Source organism: Thermoanaerobaculia bacterium, assembly GCA_035717485.1.
Classification (GTDB): domain Bacteria; phylum Acidobacteriota; class Thermoanaerobaculia; order UBA5066; family DATFVB01; genus DATFVB01.
Map to the genome: position 1 here is coordinate 1 of DASTIQ010000040.1, position 16683 is coordinate 16683.

The window sequence follows — 16683 nt, forward strand, 5'->3', positions numbered from 1 at the left end:
AGCAGTACCGCTTCATGAAGGAGCGGCGGAACACGACCGGAGGTGGGAGATGAAATGGACCCGGCTCGGCGTCATGGCGGCTCTTCTCGGCTCGGCGATGGTCGGCACGGTCACGGCGGGGGGGTGGCGCGAGCCCTTCCCGTTTCCGGCCGCCGCGGGATGCGATCTCTCGCGCGGCTTCGCGACCGCGGCGCTCCTCGCCCCCGCCGCCCGTCCGCGGCGGCTCTCGGAGGGCGACGCGGAGACCGCGGCGGCGATGAACGGAATCGGCGGAAGCCCGTTCGTCGCGGCTCGGCACGGGAATCTCGGCGTGGGGGCGGTGATCAGTCCGTTGACGGACCTGAACGGCCCGCAGACCTCCTTCGTCCGCCAGCCGGCGATCGAGCGGTGAGGCGGAGTTCGGGCGCGCGGTTCGCCGCGCGCCCGAACGGCCTCGGCATCGGGTCGCCGCGTCCGCCGGGGTAAGATCCGCGCGATGGACCTCGAACTGAAGGGGCGGCCCGCCATGGTCGCGGCGGCGAGCAAGGGAATCGGCCGCGCGGTGGCGACCGGGCTGGCGCGCGAAGGATGCCGGGTATCGATCTGCTCGCGATCGGCCGATTCGCTGAAGGGGGCGCGCGAAGCCATTCTCGGCGAGGCTCCGGGCGCCGAGATCCAGACGGCGGTCTGCGATCTCTCCCGGGCGGCGGATCTGGAAGCATGGCATCGCGCGACCGTTGACCGGTTCGGCGGCGTGGACATTCTCGTGACGAACGCCGGGGGGCCGCCCGCCGCGAAGTTCGAAGAACTCACGGAGGATCAGTGGCGCGCCGGGATCGAAGGCACGCTCATGAACGTGATCCGGCTCTCCCGCCTGGTCCTCCCGGGAATGCGCGACCGGAAGTGGGGACGGATCGTCCATCTGACGTCGTTCGTCGCGAAACAGCCGATGGAGCTCCTGACGGTCTCGTCGACCATCCGGGCCGGCATCTCGGCGCTCACGAAGACGATGGCGAATCAGGTCGGCGCCGACAACGTCCTCGTCAACGCCGTCCTTCCCGGCTACGTCGCGACCGACCGGCAGATCGAGCTGCACGGGATCCGCGCGAAGGAAGCGGGGATATCGATCGAGGAATACACCGCGCGGGCCTCCCAGTCGATCCCGTTGAAGCGCTCCGCCCGGCCGCGCGAGCTGGCCGACGTCGTGACGTTCCTGTGCAGCGAACGGGCGAGCTACGTATCCGGCGTGTCGCTGCTCGTGGACGGCAGCCTGGTCCAGGGAACCTTCTAGTCTCCGGCCATCCAGGCGCGCGGGCCGCGCCCGCTTCCCTAACGGCGGAGGCCCTCCGCCCAGTTCCGAACGTACCAGATCGCCGCGTCGGGCCGGTCTGCCCATTCCCGGTAGGCCGCGCGCGCTCGGTCGAACCGCTCGGCGTCGAGCAACCCGCCGTCGACGATGAGGCCGCGCGCCTGCTCGAGGATGATCGAGAGATTCTCCGTGTAGAGGGGAAAATCGGCCGCGCCGGCGCAGCTGCCGAAGAAGAGGAGCCGGTTTCGGCGCGGATGCGCTCCCGCCTCGGCGAGGAGCGCGACGAGACGTCGGCCGACGATCGGATCGCCGCCGATCTTCTCGTAGCTCGCCATGTAGGCGCTCCAGACCGCGGAGAAGCCCTCCGGCGTCGGCCAGAGCCGCATCATCGAGTGGTCGTCGTCCTCCAGGACGATGCGCCCTCCCGGCCGGACGGCGCGCGTCATCTGGCGCACGACGGCGAGCGGGTCGGCGACGTGCTCGAGAACGAACCGCGCGTGCACGAGATCGAAGGTTCCCCATTCCGAGCGGGCCAGAGGGAGCGCTTCCGCGTCTCCGGCGCGGAACTCGGCGAAATCCTTCTCGCCGCCTTCGGCCGCGAGCCGTTCCGCCGTCTCCCGCTGGTCGGCGCTCCGCTCGACCCCGATGACGCAGCGCCCCGTCGCTTTTCCCATGGCGCGGGTGAGCTGGCCGAGGCCGCTTCCCACGTCGAGGATCCGCTCGCCTCCCGCCAGACCGAGCGCCTCGAGAGACGCGCGGTTGAGCAGCGCATTCAGCCGCGCGAGCCGCGACTGCTCCTCCGCCGACGTCCCGTGGATGTACCCGGAGTCCGCCATTTTTCGCATGATATCGTTCCGCGCTCCATGATCGCGTTCTCGCGGATTTCGAAGCAGTACGGCCGGCAGATTCTCTTCGTCGACGCGTCCTTCCAGCTGAACCCCGGCGAGAAGGTCGGGCTGGTGGGACCGAACGGCGCGGGGAAGACGACGCTTTTCCGGATGATCGCCGGCGAGGAGCATCCGGACGACGGCGAAGTCTCCGTGCCGAGGAAGCTGACGATCGGCTGGTTCCGCCAGGAGATCGACGAGATGGCGGGACGGACCGTGCTCGAGGAGGCGATCGCCGGGAGCGGCCGCCTGGGCGACCTCCACCACGATCTCGCGACGCTCGAACGGGAGCTCGGCGACCCCGAGCTCGCCGACGGGATGGAGAGGATCCTCGAGAGATTCGGGCGCGTCCAGGAGGAGTATCAGCAGCGCGGAGGATACGAGCTCGAGGCGCGCGCCCGGGAGGTGCTGCACGGCCTCGGATTCGAGGACCCGGCGATCGATCGCGACGTGTCGATGCTCTCCGGGGGGTGGAAGATGCGCGTCTCGATGGCGAAGGTGCTCCTCGGCAAACCCGACGTCCTCCTCCTCGACGAGCCGACGAACCACCTCGACATCGAATCGATCCTGTGGCTCGAAGACTTCCTGAAGGGCAGCGCGGCGTCGCTCCTGATGACGTGCCACGACCGCGACTTCATGAACCGGATCGTGTCGAAGATCGTGGAGATCGACGGGGGAGAGCTCGTGTCGTACTCCGGCGATTACGATTTCTACGACCGGGAGCGGAGGCTTCGCGAGACGCAGCGGGAGGCCGCGTACGCCCGCCAGCAGGCGATGTTCGCGAAGGAGCACCGCTTCATCGAGCGCTTCTCGGCCCACGCCGCCAAGGCGGCGCAGGTGCAGAGCCGGGTCAAGAAGCTCGAAAAGATCGAGACCATCGAGCTTCCGCGGCGGCGGCAGGCGGTGAGGTTCGACTTCCCCGCGCCGGCGCGCTCCGGGGAGGAGGTCGCCGCGCTTTCGGGGGTCAGCAAGGCCTACGGCGACCGTTGCCTCTACGCGGGATTCGATTTCCTCGTGCGGCGCGGCGAGCGATGGTGCGTGATGGGAAGGAACGGGGCCGGCAAGACGACCCTCCTGAAGATGGTCGCCGGCACGCTCGCGCCGGACGCCGGCGCGGTCAAGCTCGGGGCGAGCCTCACGCTCGGCTACTTCGCCCAGCAGGCGCTCGAGCTCCTCGATCCCGGCCTCACGGTCCTTCAGCAGATCGAGAAGGACTTCCCGCACGACAGCCCGGCGGCGATCCGGAGCCTCCTCGGCGCCTTCCAGTTCTCGGGTGACGACGTCGAAAAGCCGGTGCGGGCGCTCTCGGGCGGCGAGCGGTCGCGTCTCGTCATGGCGCGCATGCTCTTTCACCCGCCGAACTTTCTCGTGCTCGACGAGCCGACGAACCATCTCGACCTCGCGACGAAGGAAATGCTCGTCGCGGCGCTCGGCCGTTTCGAGGGGACGATGCTCTTCGTCTCGCACGACCGGACGTTCCTGCGCGGGCTCGCGACACGGGTGCTCGAGGTCGGCGAAGGCGAGCCGCACGCCTATCCGGGGTCCTACCCCGAGTACGTCGCCGCGACGGGAAGGGAAGCGCCGGGCGTCCACGCCTAGGGACAAAAAAATCCCGGGGCCGAAGCCCCGGGATTCCAGGTTCCGCGGTAGAGGAGGCTACCCGCGCCGGATCAGGGAATAGGCGGAGGCCGCGAGCGACAGCGCGAGCACCGCGAGACCGACGCCGCCGAGCGTGGGCACCTTCGGCGCCGCCGGATCGACGTTGAATTCGACTTCCAGTCCGCCCTGGCACTGGCTGGTCGTTTCGGTCGCGGTGACCCCGATGTCCACGACTCCGACGTCACCCGTCCCCGGAGTCCCCGACAGGATCCCCGTGGACGGGTCGATGGAAAGCCACGAAGGGAAGTTGAACCCCGAGAACGTGTAGGTCCCGGACGGACTCGCCGAGAAATGGATCGTGTAGAGCTGCCCGACCGTCGCCGCCGGGTACGGGCAACAGGACGGAACCGAATGGACGTCGATGTGCGCACAGACGACGTCGAACGTGAACTGAGTCTGACCGGTGCATCCGGCGGGGTCTCCTCCCGAATCGGTCGCCGTCACCGTGAACGACACGGTGCCGACATCGCCGAAGCCCGGCGTACCGGTCAACGCGCCGGTCGAGGAATCGAGCGAGAGCCATGCCGGCAGTCCCGACGCGGTAAAGCTGTAGGTTCCCTGGGCGGGAGGGCTCGCCGAGAAGCTCGCCGAGTACGGCACGCCCACCGTGGCGTTCAAAAGGGTCGCCGGGGTCGACGAGACCGTGATCGTCGGACACGTCGGCGGCGGGATCACGACGGAAAAACTTCCGCTCGCGTTCGTCGTGTGCTTGACCTGCGTGCCGCTCGAGATGAAGTTCGCCGGCGTCGTCGAGGCGGTACCTTGCCCATCGATGACGAACGTGAAGATCTCGTCGTAGGAGCCGGTCCCGGAGCCGTTCTGGGAACAGGTCGCGTTCGTCAGGACGTCGGCGCTTGGAATGAGCGCGACGTTCCGGTACGGCGTGTTCGCGTAACCGTTGATGTCGATGTCCGCGTCGATGAACTCGAAGGAATCGGCCGGCCAGGAGTGCGAGGACACGGGGGAGAAGTAGAGGACTTTCGCGGCGCCGACCGTCCCCGTGCATCCGTCCACGGTGATGGTCCCGAGCTGTCCGATCTGTGGATTGCTCGGAATGGTGATCACGGTGTTCACCTTGTTGGCGTTCGCCTGGATCGTGTCGGCGACCGTGAAGGCGAAACTCTGGCTGCCGAGCGAGCCGCTGAGCGTACCGCTGCCGCAACCCGGGGTCGACGTGTCGCTGCAGGTGCTGAAGAGCTTGACGGTGAGCGTCTGGGGCGTGCTCGTCGTTTGTGTCGCCTTCACCAGGAAGAAGACGCCTTTGGTTTCTCCGCCTGCCAGGCCGGTTTCGGGCGTCGGCGCGGTCCCGTGCGCGCCCGTCGCCGGCTTGAATTTCAGCTCGTGCACGCCGGTTCCGACGTTGCTGATGATCGAGCTCGCGCTGGTGTCGAGCTGCGCCCAGACGTCGGAGGCGGGTCCGCCGCTGTTCGTGATCTGGAACACGAGATAGGTCGCGTCCAGAGTGTTTCCGATATCCGTGTACATGACGGAGCCCGATTCGCTCGCCACCGACAGCGAAGGCGGCGGAAGCGCGCTCCCCCGGGACGCCAGGCCGATCACCGCGATCGCTAACGAAGACGCCAGGATGATCTTCTTCATCGTCTCCTCGTCGCGGGCGCCGGCATTCGACGGCGTGACCCGCTAAAAACCAACCTCCGATGGGGATAAAACCCGTGTATTGTAGGGGAGACGGATACTTCCGTCAATTTTTCGTCAGTCCGGGCCTTTTTTCTCGATTGAACCCGGAGAGGGGAAGCCGAGGCATCCCGTCATTTGCCGCGCAGTTCCCAGCTCTCCGCGTACATCTTTTCCCCCGCTTTCACCTCGAACGGTAAGTGATTGGCCGGCAAGGGCAAAGCGCAGGTCGCGTACGGGGTGAACACGCAGGGCGGGTTGTACGCTTTGTTGAAATCGAGGACGGTCTTGCCCGCCGTCGGCATCGGCGCATAGACGAAACGTCCTCCCCCGTAGGTGGCCTTCCCGTTCGTCCGGTCGCCGAAGATGATGAAGAGCTCGTCGGATCCCTGCTCGAAGATCGGAACGATCCGGTAGGGCCTGCCGCGCCACGTGAATTCGAGCTCGCCGGGCGAGACGTCGTCCTCCGGGAAACCGAGGATCGTCGGAACCGTGACGTGCTTCGGCTGCGGATACGGGATGAACCGAGCTTCGAAGCGCCATTCGGAGGAAACCGGATAGTGCTCGAGGCCGTGGAAGTCGCGCCGCGCCGCGCTCGCGCTGTCGCGCACGCGGACGCCGGTGCGATCGCCGCGCCGAATCACGAAGAAGGAAACCGTGCCCGTCGAAAGAACCGTCGCATCTCCGTTCTCGTCCGATGCCAGCGGCATCGCCTCGGCGGGCTTTCCGCCTGACCGCACGGACGATCCGGGCGCGGGCTCCCAGCGCGTTTCCTTGCCCGCGAGAACGATCTCTCCCGCGCGCGCGGGGGCGAACGGCGGCAGCCGCACGGCGCTCCCGGACGCCGACCCGACCGCGTTCACCCCGGGCTGGAGCCAGAAGAGGCCGGCGAGCGAGAGCCACCCGTCCGGCTTCTCGAGGCGAGAGATCCGGCCGGCGCGCCAGGTCTCGATCGAGCGGACGTAGGCCTCTTCCGCGGGCGAACGGCGCGCCCGGCAGGACACGGCGGCCGCGGCGAGGAGCGCTGCCGCGAGGAGCGGGGAGGCTCGGCGGATCTTCATCGCCTCTCCCTCATTCGTGCGCCGACGGGTCCTTCGGCTTCGGCACGACGATCGGCGGCACCCCGGCCTTCTCGACCGCGCGATCGAATTCGGGCAGGTCCTTCTCGAGGGCGGCGGCGAGGTCGGCGCGGATTCCGGCGAGCTGCTTCTCGAGCTCGTCGAAGTACGCGTAGGCGGAAGGAGCGGGCGCGCCGTCCGCCGAGGAGACGACGCTGGTCAGTCCGACGAACTGGTGATCGAGCTTCGGCGGGAAGTTCAGGACGTCCTGGTTCGCCTTCACCTTCGGGTTGACGAGCTTCTCTTCGATGCCCGTCAATTTTTCGGTCAGAGCCCGGGCGGGCGCCTTCAGGGCCTCGTCCTTCCCGATCTCCTTCGCGCGGGCGAGCACGTCCTGGATCTGCGTCTTCACCGACCGGATCCGGATCACGGAGGCGTGCGTTTCCGAAAGGGCGTTGCGCACGGACTCGAGGAATTCATACTGACGCTTGAGGTCCTCCGGACTCGCATGGACGGCGGGATTCGGCGCGACCTCGAGCTTTTCCTCGAAGGAGCGGTCGCCGACGGTGAGCTTCACCCGGTACGCGCCCGGAGCGACCATCGGCCCGTTCTTGTTTCCCCAGATCACGGCTTTCGGAAGGAGCGTGGGGGCGAACATCCGGAGGTCCCAGACGAAGCGGTTCAATCCCTCCTTCGGCTCGATCCTCTTCTCGGCGTTCTCCTCCTCTTCGGCGCCCTCCTCTTTCTTCGCGTTCGTGAACTTCCGGAGCAGCCGGTCGCCGGCGAAGATCTCGATCTCGACCTTCTCTTTCTCCGACGGCTTGCTCGAGAGCCACCAGTCGATCGTCGCTCCGCCCGGGGGGTTCTCCCCGGCGGGTCCGCGCGGGCCGCCTTCGCCGAAACCTCCGCGCTCGATCCGCAGGGCGGGACGGGGAGGGAAGAGATGGACCGCGGACGACGCGATCGCCCCGTTCCATCGCTCGAGCGGAGTCAGATCGTCGAGGATCCAGAACGCGCGGCCCTGGGTCGCGACGACGAGATCGCGGTTCTTGACGGCGAGATCCGTGATCGGCACGACGGGAAGGTTCCTCTGGAACCGCTCCCAGCGCCCGCCGCCGTCGAACGACACGTACAGTCCCGTCTCGGTTCCCGCGTAGAGCAGCCCGGGGCGGACGGCGTCCTCGCGGACGACGCGCGTGAACGCGCCGTCGGGAATCCCGGAGACGATCTTCGTCCAGGTGCGGCCGTCGTCGGTCGTCTTGTAGACGTAGGGACGGTCGTCGTCGAACTTGTACATCGTGGCGGCGACGTAGGCCGTGGACCGGTCGTGCGGGGAGAGCTCGATCGCGTTGATCTGGATCCATTCCGGGAGGCCCTTCGGCGTGACGTTCTTCCAGGTCTTTCCGCCGTCGTGCGTCACGTGGACGAGGCCGTCGTCGGTCCCCGCCCAGAGCGTATTCGCGTCGAACGGCGATTCGGCGACGCAGAAGATCGTGTCGTAGACCTCGATGCCGGTGTCGTCGTAGGTGATCGGCCCGCCGGAGTATCCCTGCTTCGACTTGTCGTTCCTCGTCAGGTCCGGGCTCGCCTCCTCCCACGTCCTTCCCTCGTCCCGGCTGCGCAGGAGCACCTGCGCGGCGTGATAGACGGTCTTCGGGTCGAAGCGCGAGACGATGATCGGCGCGTTCCACTGGAATCGGTACTTCAGGTCCTTCGCCGCCTGTCCGATCGCGAGCTGCGGCCACGCGATGACTTCCTTCTCCTCGCCGGTCTTCCGGTCGGTCCTCGTGATCGACCCGCCGTAGCAGCCGCCGTAGACGACGTCGGGGTCGGCGAGGTTCGGCGCGATCCACCCGCTCTCGCATCCGCCGACGATGTACCAGTCGGGGCGCCCGATGCCCGGTCCCGGCGCGGCGCTCGGGATGACGACGGGCGTGTTGTCCTGCTGGGCGCCGTAGACGCGGTACGGGGTGCGGTCGTCGGTCGCGACGCGATAGAACTGCGCCGTCGGCTGGTTCTCGATCGACGACCAGCTTCGGCCGCCGTTGATGCTCACGTTGGCGCCGCCGTCGTTGGACTCGATCATGCGGAGCGGATCGTCGGGATCGATCCAGAGGTCGTGATTGTCCCCGTGCGGAACCGGGATGCCGGCGAAGGTCTTCCCGCCGTCCTGGGAGCGATAGAAGCCGGTGTTCAGGACGTAGACCGTGTCGGCGGACTTCGGATCGGCGTAGATTTCCGTGTAGTACCAGGCGCGCTGCCGGAGCTTGTTCTCCTCGTTGACGCGCGTCCACTTCTCTCCGCCGTCGTCGGACCGGTAGACTCCTCCCTTCTCCGCCTCGACGATCGCCCAGACGCGGCCCTCGCGCGCCGGGGAGGGCGCGACCGCGATCTTTCCGACGACCCCTTCGGGGAGACCGCCCGCGAGCTTCTTCCAGGTGTCTCCGCCGTCCGTCGACTTCCAGATGCCTCCGCCCGGGCCGCCGCTCTCGAGCGTCCACGGCTTTCGATAGACCTGCCAGAACGCGGCATAGAGGATGCGCGGATTGACCGGGTCCATCGCGAGGTCGGAGGCGCCGGTCTTCGCGTCGACGAACAGCACCTTCTTCCACGAGCGGCCGCCGTCGGAAGAACGGAAGATCCCGCGCTCGTCGTTGGCCGCCCAGACGTGCCCCTGCGCGGCGACGTAGACGAGATCCGGATTCTTCGGATGGATGCGAACGCGGGAGATCTGGGCCGTTCCCGGGAGTCCCACGTTCGCCCAGGAGCGTCCCGCGTCGGTCGACTTGTAGACGCCGTCCCCCTTCGAGACGTTGCCGCGGATCGGCGCCTCTCCCATTCCCGCATACACGACGTTCGGGTCCGATTCCGCTACGGCGACGGCGCCGACCGAGCCGGCCTTGAAGTCCTTGTCCGAGGTCGGATCCCAGCGGCCGCCACCGTCGGTCGTTTTCCAGACGCCGCCGCCGGTCCCGCCGAAGTAATACGTCAGACGGTCGCCCCGGACGCCCGTCACCGCCGTCACGCGGCCTCCGCGGAACGGGCCGATGTTGCGGAAACGCATTCCGTCGAACCGGTCGGAGAGCGACTTCTCCGGGGCCGCGGTTCTCGCCGATTTCGCCGGAGCGTCGGCCAGCGTCACGCTCGGAGAAGGGGCGGCCGACATCGAGACGGCGAGAGACGACGCGAGGGCGGCGAAGATCACGGACGGACGGAGCGGGCTCAAGGTTTCTCCTTTCGGTTCAACGATTCGAGGAGTATACGAAACCGTCCGTGGCACGGGCCTTGCTGATTTTCTCCGGAGATGAGCTTTTTCGTCGAGCCCCGAGTGTATCCGCGGCGCCAGCTTCGCCCGCCCGAGGTCTGGCGGCGGTTTGCGCGCGACGGGGCGATCTCCCTCGAACGGGCGCTCCTCATCGTCGGAGCGCTCCTCCTCGGCTGGTGCGGCTGGACGCTCGCGGAGGCGCACGCCTGGCAGCGGTATGCCGGCTGGTCGCTCGAGCGGCAGCGCCGCGGAGAGACGGCGTCGGTGGCGCAGTACCTCGCGAGCCGCGTCGGCCTCGGAGCGAAAGAGCGTCCCGCCCCTCCTTCTCCCGCGGCTCCGGAAGCCGAGCCCCTTCCTTCGCGCGGCGATCTCCTCGGCCGGCTCGACATCCCGAGGCTCGGGCTGTCGGCGATCGTCCTCGAGGGGGACGACGCGGCGACGCTGAAGCTCGGGGTGGGTCACATTCCGGGAACGGCGCTCCCCGGGCCGCGGGGCAACATGGCCCTCGCCGCCCACCGCGACAGCTTCTTCCGCCCGCTCCACGAGATCCGGCGGGCGGACGAGATCGAGCTCACGACCGCGCGGCGTACCTACCGATACCGGGTGAGCGACGTCGCGATCGTTCCTCCGGAGGACGTCGCGGTCCTTCGCGACACGCCGAAACCGTCCCTGACGCTCGTCACGTGCTACCCTTTCTGGTGGGTCGGCAACGCCCCGAAGCGCTTCGTGGTGCACGCGTCCCGGATCGAATCGAACTGACGCGTTTCGGGCTCCGGGCCGCCGGATCCGGGAGAGCGGATGCACACGTTCGAAAAGACCCCCCCCGAGGTCGAGGAGCTCCTGCTCCGGCCGATCAAGGACCTCGGGCTGAAGCTCGAAGGCTCGAGCGTCGAGAAGTACGTCCAGCAGCTCTACCGTGAGCTGGACCAGAAGGGACTGAAGCGCTTCCGGCCCGGGTGCTATCTGACGGACGAGTGGGGATGCCCGTCGGGGCAGCCGATCATCGGGATCCCGTTCTATCTCGCCGATCCGAAGCTCGCCGCTCTCGAGAGGGCGATGAACGATCTCGAGGACGAGCGCGAGATCATGATGTATCTCCGCCACGAGGCGGGACACGCATTCAATTACGCCTACGAGCTCTACAAGACGTCGGAGTGGCGGGACCTCTTCGGGCCCTTCCGCCGTCCGTATCACGACGACTACGAGCCGGTTCCGTTTTCGCGGAAATTCGTCCGGCACATCGCCGGGTGGTACGCGCAGAAGCACCCCGACGAGGACTTCGCCGAGACGTTCGCGGTGTGGCTCACGCCGCGGTCCGGGTGGCGGACCAAGTACAAGGGGTGGGGCGCGCTCCGGAAGCTCCGCTACGTCGACCGGGTGGCGCGCCGGGTCGCCGACGTGGAGCCGAAGCGGTCGCGGGGCGCGACCGACGTGACCGTCGACGAGATGGAGACGACGATCGCGGAGTTCTACCGCGACGCCCGGCAGTCCGACGAGGAGCTCGCCGCGAAGCTTCCTCTCGACGTGGACCTGCAGGAGATCTTCGGAAGGCCTCCGCGGAGGCGGCGGAAGAAGGCGGCCCGTCCCGCGTTCGAGCTCGTCGCCGAATGCCGGAAGCCGATCGTCGACCGGGTCGCGCACTGGACGGGAGTGCGGCGGCCGCTCGTCAAGAGCGTCGTCGAATCGATCGAACGGCGCCTCCGGGAGCTCGGGCTCGTTTCCGAGCCGGCCCGGGAGCGCGCCGATCTCGCGGCCGTGACCGCCTACGTCACGACCCTCGCGATGAACTACCTCGTGCGCGGGGAATTCATCGCGACGGAGGAGGAGTGAGCCGATGAAAATCGCCGTGCTCTACGACGTCTGGGAGGAGGGGGGGGCGCCCGCCGAGGAGAAGCCGCCGGCGGAAGAGCCCGTGCCCCGCGCGCGCAAGCGCAAGAAGAAGCCGCCTCAGAAACGCATCCGGCGGCCGAAGCTCGACCGCGAGGAGATCTTCGACGCGCTCGTGAAGATCGGGCACGAGCCCTCGTACCACGTGCTCGACGGCAAGGACGCCTCGCTCGTCACGCTCGCGAGAAACGGCGCCGACCTCGTCTTCAACCTCACCGAGTCGTACGCGGGCGACGACACGCGGGACATGAACATCGCGGCGTATCTCGAGCTCCTCGACCGGCCGTTCACGGGCGCCGGTTCGCATGCGCTCTATCTCGCGCAGGACAAGGCGCTGGCGAAGAAGATCTTCCAGTTCCACGGCCTTCCCACGCCGTACTTCGCGGTGATCGACCGCGGAAAGGTCGGCTTCTCGCACGACATCCAGTTCCCCCTGATCGTCAAGCCCACGTCGGAGGACGGCTCGATCGGGATCGACGCCGGGTCGGTCGTCCGCACGATCAAGGAGCTCATGGAACGCGTCGAGCACATCCAGGAGCGGTTCGATTCGCCCGTCCTCGTCGAGGAGTACGTGGAGGGGCGCGAGATCTACGCCGCCGTCATCGGCAACGACCGCCCCGAGGCGCTGCCGCTCGTCGAGCTCGATCTGTCGAAGCTTCCGGAGGGGATGCCGCGCATCGCGGGGACCGAAGTGAAGTGGGAGCGCGAGACCGAGGCGTACAAGAAGACGAAGTCGGCGATCGCGACCGGCCTCGACGAGGAGGTCGTCCGGAAGGTCGAGGAGATCGCCGTCGGCGCGTACCGGGCGCTCGAGCTCCGCGACTACGGACGGATCGACCTGCGCCTCGCTCCGGACGGAAAGGTCTTCGTCATCGAGGCGAACCCGAACCCCTGGCTCTCCTCGTCGGCGGAATTCGCGATGGCGGCGAGGGAATCGGGGCGGAGCTATCACGGGATGATTCGCGAGATCGTCGACCTCGCGATGGCGCGCGCCACCTAGGCGCGCGCGGGTGGCCGGCGCGGCGATGCATCGAGCGAGCGGACGCGGGAAGCCCGCCCGCGGCCGCTACGCGCCCCGGCACGCCTTAGCCGCGGGCCGGTCTCCCCGCATCCCGCCGGGCTCGCGCCTCGCCGCGCCTCACTGCCTCGTCTCATGAGAACCCCCCGGTCGGCTCAATCGGTGACGCAAAAGCGTTCCTCGCCAACCATTGATCGGTTGCCGCAGCGTCGAGGCGCGGCCAGACGTGTCGGAAGACGCCGGTCGCTCGCGTCCCGTATAACGGCGCGTATCGTCCGCGCCCGCTAACCGATCGTCACGCGATTTCTGCCGTTTTGCTTCGACAGGTACATCGCCTCGTCGGCGGCGCGGGAAAGATCCGCGGGGCCGCCCATTTCCGGGCGGAACTCGGCGACGCCGAACGAGCAGGTGATGCCGACGGCGAACGTGCCGAACTGGAACGACGCGCCGGCGATCTCGCGCCGGAGCTTCTCGGCGACCTCCGCCGCGGCGGGCGCGTCGGTTTCCGGGCACAGCACCCCGAACTCCTCGCCGCCGATCCGCGCGAGCGTCTGTTCGACGCGGAGCACCCGCTGCATCCGGGCGGCCACCTGCTGCAGGACGAAGTCTCCGGCGAGGTGCCCGTGGCGGTCGTTGACGGTCTTGAAGTGGTCGATGTCGGTGAAGACGAGCGACAGCGGCCGGCCGTATCGGCGCGCCCGGGCGAATTCGCGCTCGATCTCCTCGTCGAATTTCCGCTTGTTGTAGATCGCGGTCAGGCCGTCCCGGATGACCAGCTCGAAGATCGCGTCGTGGTACGCCTGCTCCACGTCTTCCTCGTGCAGGAACTTGAAATGGACGGCGCCGACCTGGAAACGGTCGCCGCTCCGGAGCGGCGTCGGGCGGTCGATCAGCCGATCGTTCACCGCGGTCCCGTTCGTGCTCTGGAGATCGCGCAGGACGACGACGCCCCGCTGGTACTCGAGACGGGCATGGTTGCGTGACACGGAGGGGACTTCGGGGAGCGCGATCTCGGCGTCGGGCGAGCGGCCGATCTCGAGCGATTTTCCGGGCGCGAGCCGGAAGCGGCGGCCGATGTTCTTGTTCTGCGGATGCGAGATCAGGATGATGTCGGCTTCGGCGTTTTCCGCGTCCGCCCGCGGGTCGACCGGGACCATGTTCGACTGAGTGGTCTTGCGCTTCGCGTCGGCCAGGTCCGGAGACGTCTTCTCCGACGGGAGCCGCCCCAGGAAGCCGCCTTCCGTTCTGCCCGGATCATCCACTTTCGTACCCGTTTTCTGGGGAAAGGGTATCACGCGACGGGGCGGCAGCGCGCCGCGGATCCGTTCAGGGGCGGCGGCGCCGGCGCGGGAGATGGCCGCCCGGAGGCGCGGCGGCTCCCGGGGGCGGCGGCGCGCGATGGGGACCCGGCGCCGGGGGCCTCGCGCCGGGGGAAGAACCGGCGAGCCGCCGCCGCTCCTCTTTCTGTCGCGCGCGCGCCCGCTCCTCCGACTTCCGGGCGCGGATCGCGGCGATGCGCTCGGAGAGGGGGATCTCGAAGCGTTCCGGGGCGGCGGCCTTCGGATGGAAGTCGGGGAGCACGATCCGGGGCAGGCGTTTCCCGATCGCGCGCTCGATCGCGCGGAGATCGCCCTCCTCCTCGGGAGAGACGAAGGTGAAGGCGTCGCCGGTCGCCTCGGCGCGCGCGGTCCGGCCGACGCGGTGGATGTAGTCCTCGGGAACGTTCGGCACGTCGAAGTTGACGACGTGCGAGAGCGCCTCGACGTCGATCCCGCGCGCCGCGATGTCCGTCGCGACCAGGACGCGGTATTTCCCCGCCTTGAAGTTCGCGAGCGCCTGCGTCCTCTGGGCCTGGGACCGGTTGCCGTGGATCCGGTCCGAGGGAATCCCGTGCCGGGCGAGGAATTCGGCGAGCCGGTTGGCGCGGTGCTTGGTTCGCGTGAAGGCGAGCACGGTCTTCAGCTCGCCGCGTTTCAGGAGCTCGAGAAAGAGGGGGAGCTTCGCTTCCGACGCGATCGGATAGACGGCCTGGGTGATTCCGACCGCGGGCGCCGCTTTTCGCTCGAGATTGACGAGCACCGGGTTCCTGAGCATCTCGCGCGACAGCTCGACGATCGGCGGCGGCATGGTCGCCGAGAAGAAGAGCGTCTGCCGCCGGGGCGGGAGGTGCTTGAGGACCCGGCGGATGTCGGGGAGGAATCCCATGTCGAGCATCCGGTCCGCTTCGTCGAGGACGAGGATCTCGAGCCCCGCGAGGGCCGCGTAGGGGAAGCGGAAGTGGTCGAGCAGGCGTCCGGGAGTGGCGACGATCACGTCGACACCGGCGCGGAACGCGTGCTCCTGGGGGCCCATGCCGACGCCGCCGAAGACCGCCGCGCCCGAGAGCGGCGTGTGCGTGGCGAGCTGCCCCAGGTGCTCGTCGATCTGGGCGGCGAGCTCGCGGGTGGGCGTGAGGACGAGCGCGCGGGTCGTGCGCCGCGGCTTCGCCATCAGGCGGTGGAGGATCGGGAGCACGAACGCCGCGGTCTTGCCGCTGCCCGTCATCGCGCAGGCGAGGACGTCGCGCCCCTCCATCGCGGGGGGGATCGCGTCGGTCTGGATCGGCGTCGGGCGCGCGAAGCCCATGTCGTGAACGCCGCGGAGCAGATCGGGATGGAGGCCGAATTTCGAAAAAGGCATGAGTCCCGAGAGTGTCACACGGCCGCCCGCGACACAAGGCGGCCTTCCCGCCCGTCCGGAACCGGGATCAGCGGCCCGGCAGCAGCGCCCGGACGCGCCCGGGACCGTCGAGGACGACGAGCGCGCGGTCGGTCGTGAAAAAGAGGCGAACGGCGAGGCTCCCCGGCGCGGGGATCGCTCCCGGATCGCCCGCGAGCGTCGACGCGAACGGCGACGCCGGAAGGAGGTTCTCGCCCCAGGGCTCCGCTCGGCCCGACGAGCGGCCGACGACGACCACGTGGCGCCACGCCGCGCCGCTTCCGGACGACGTGGCGAGCATCACGTCGCCGGCGCGCGGTTCCCCGAGGATCCAGGCGCGGTCGGCGGCGCCGACGTCGAGGGTCGAGACGACCGCGCCGTCCGGGGTCAGCCGGCGCAGCCGTCCGGCACCGCCGGACGATTCGAAGAGGGCGATCGTGCCGTCGGACAGGAATGCCGCCGACCGGAAAGACACGTCGGGCGCCCCGAATTGAGCGATGGAACGTCCCGTCTCCCCGTCGAGGAGATCGACGGTGGCGGTCGCCTCCCGGACGAGGAGCCTCGAGCGATCGGGGGAGGCGAGGATCGGAAATGTGCGGCGGAAGGGCCCGGAAGAACCTGCGAATCGAAGGCTCCTCCTCGTGACGTCGAGCTCGTAGATGTCGATCGTCGTAGTCCCCCGGCCACCGGCCGGTCGGGCCGCGTAGATCCGGAGCCGGGTTTCTCCCGCGAAGGTCGCACAGGTGAAGCCTCGCGCGTCTTCCCAGAGGGGGCGAGGCGGCGTCGCCGCGGCGAGCATTCCCCCGCCCGCCGCGTCCCAGACGACGACGCGGGCCGCAGCGATGACGGCGAACCGGCGCGCCGCGGGAGAAAAGAGGAGGATCGGATCGCCTTGCAGCTCTTTCATTTCCCACGCGAGCCGGGGATGGCGGCGGTCGGCGAGAACCACGGTTCTCGGAGTGACGCTCGATTCCGGGAAGCCGGGCGTCCAGGAGATCCATGCGGCCGCGGACCCGTCCGCCGAGATCACGGGCACGCCGGGGCGCTTGAACCCGAGGAGGAGGGACTCTCCCGTCCTCACGTACACGAGAACCGACGACTCGCGCCCGCGGGCGCGTCCCGAGATCCCGATCCAGTCGCCGCGGGGGGCCGGAACGACCCCGTCGACGGAGCGCAGGTCGGCGGCCGACGGATGCAGAGCCCACGCGCCGAAGAGGAGGAATCCGGCGGCCGAGAGAGCGATCGCCGCGGCGAAGATCCGTGCGTGCGCCCGCCGGGCGTCGATTCCT

13 protein-coding genes are annotated in these 16683 nt (G+C 68.7%); 6 read left to right on the top strand and 7 right to left on the bottom strand.

The window, feature by feature from the left end:
- The first annotated feature begins 49 nt into the window (after window positions 1–49).
- A complete protein-coding gene (locus VFS34_02105) occupies window positions 50–391 on the top strand; it encodes a hypothetical protein (protein ID HET9793227.1) in 342 nt (113 codons plus the stop codon).
- Between the two features lie 84 nt (window positions 392–475).
- Window positions 476–1270 carry an SDR family oxidoreductase gene (locus tag VFS34_02110; protein ID HET9793228.1) on the top strand — a complete coding sequence of 265 codons (795 nt, stop codon included), beginning with the start codon at window positions 476–478 and terminating at the stop codon, window positions 1268–1270.
- A gap of 38 nt (window positions 1271–1308) precedes the next feature.
- Here VFS34_02110 and VFS34_02115 read toward each other — a convergent pair whose 3' ends face one another.
- Window positions 1309–2133, bottom strand: coding sequence for a methyltransferase domain-containing protein (locus tag VFS34_02115; GenBank protein HET9793229.1), 825 nt, complete (start codon window positions 2131–2133; stop codon window positions 1309–1311).
- Window positions 2134–2151: 18 nt separating this feature from the next.
- Between VFS34_02115 and VFS34_02120 the strand changes: the two genes are divergently transcribed.
- Entirely contained in the window at window positions 2152–3774 is a 1623-nt protein-coding gene (locus tag VFS34_02120) for an ABC-F family ATP-binding cassette domain-containing protein (protein ID HET9793230.1), read from the top strand.
- Between the two features lie 57 nt (window positions 3775–3831).
- Here VFS34_02120 and VFS34_02125 read toward each other — a convergent pair whose 3' ends face one another.
- The 3 genes from VFS34_02125 to VFS34_02135 all read right to left on the bottom strand — a co-directional run bounded on the left by VFS34_02125 (window position 3832) and on the right by VFS34_02135 (window position 9753).
- Window positions 3832–5433, bottom strand: a complete 1602-nt coding sequence (locus VFS34_02125) for a putative Ig domain-containing protein (protein ID HET9793231.1) — start codon at window positions 5431–5433, stop codon at window positions 3832–3834.
- A gap of 170 nt (window positions 5434–5603) precedes the next feature.
- Window positions 5604–6530, bottom strand: coding sequence for a DUF1684 domain-containing protein (locus tag VFS34_02130; protein HET9793232.1), 927 nt, complete (start codon window positions 6528–6530; stop codon window positions 5604–5606).
- 10 nt (window positions 6531–6540) lie between these two features.
- Window positions 6541–9753 (bottom strand): glycosyl hydrolase, encoded by a 3213-nt coding sequence (locus VFS34_02135; GenBank protein HET9793233.1) that lies wholly within the window; start codon window positions 9751–9753, stop codon window positions 6541–6543.
- Window positions 9754–9831: 78 nt separating this feature from the next.
- Here VFS34_02135 and VFS34_02140 point away from each other — a divergent pair, with 78 nt between their 5' ends.
- From VFS34_02140 to VFS34_02150, 3 genes are read left to right on the top strand one after another with little or no spacing between them, the layout of a single operon-like run.
- Window positions 9832–10551 carry a class D sortase gene (locus VFS34_02140; GenBank protein ID HET9793234.1) on the top strand — a complete coding sequence of 240 codons (720 nt, stop codon included), beginning with the start codon at window positions 9832–9834 and terminating at the stop codon, window positions 10549–10551.
- 39 nt (window positions 10552–10590) lie between these two features.
- Window positions 10591–11622, top strand: a complete 1032-nt coding sequence (locus VFS34_02145) for a putative zinc-binding metallopeptidase (GenBank protein ID HET9793235.1) — start codon at window positions 10591–10593, stop codon at window positions 11620–11622.
- A 4-nt stretch (window positions 11623–11626) separates the two neighbouring features.
- Complete coding sequence (locus VFS34_02150) at window positions 11627–12679, top strand: D-alanine--D-alanine ligase (protein HET9793236.1); 1053 nt, start codon at window positions 11627–11629, stop codon at window positions 12677–12679.
- 302 nt (window positions 12680–12981) lie between these two features.
- On the opposite strand, the gene VFS34_02155 is transcribed toward VFS34_02150, so the two are convergent.
- From VFS34_02155 to VFS34_02165, 3 genes are all read right to left on the bottom strand, one after another.
- Window positions 12982–13959, bottom strand: a complete 978-nt coding sequence (locus VFS34_02155) for a GGDEF domain-containing protein (GenBank protein HET9793237.1) — start codon at window positions 13957–13959, stop codon at window positions 12982–12984.
- Between the two features lie 64 nt (window positions 13960–14023).
- A complete protein-coding gene (locus VFS34_02160) occupies window positions 14024–15376 on the bottom strand; it encodes a DEAD/DEAH box helicase (protein ID HET9793238.1) in 1353 nt (450 codons plus the stop codon).
- 67 nt (window positions 15377–15443) lie between these two features.
- A partial coding sequence (locus VFS34_02165; GenBank protein ID HET9793239.1) for a hypothetical protein occupies window positions 15444–16683 on the bottom strand: 1240 nt, incomplete at its 5' end.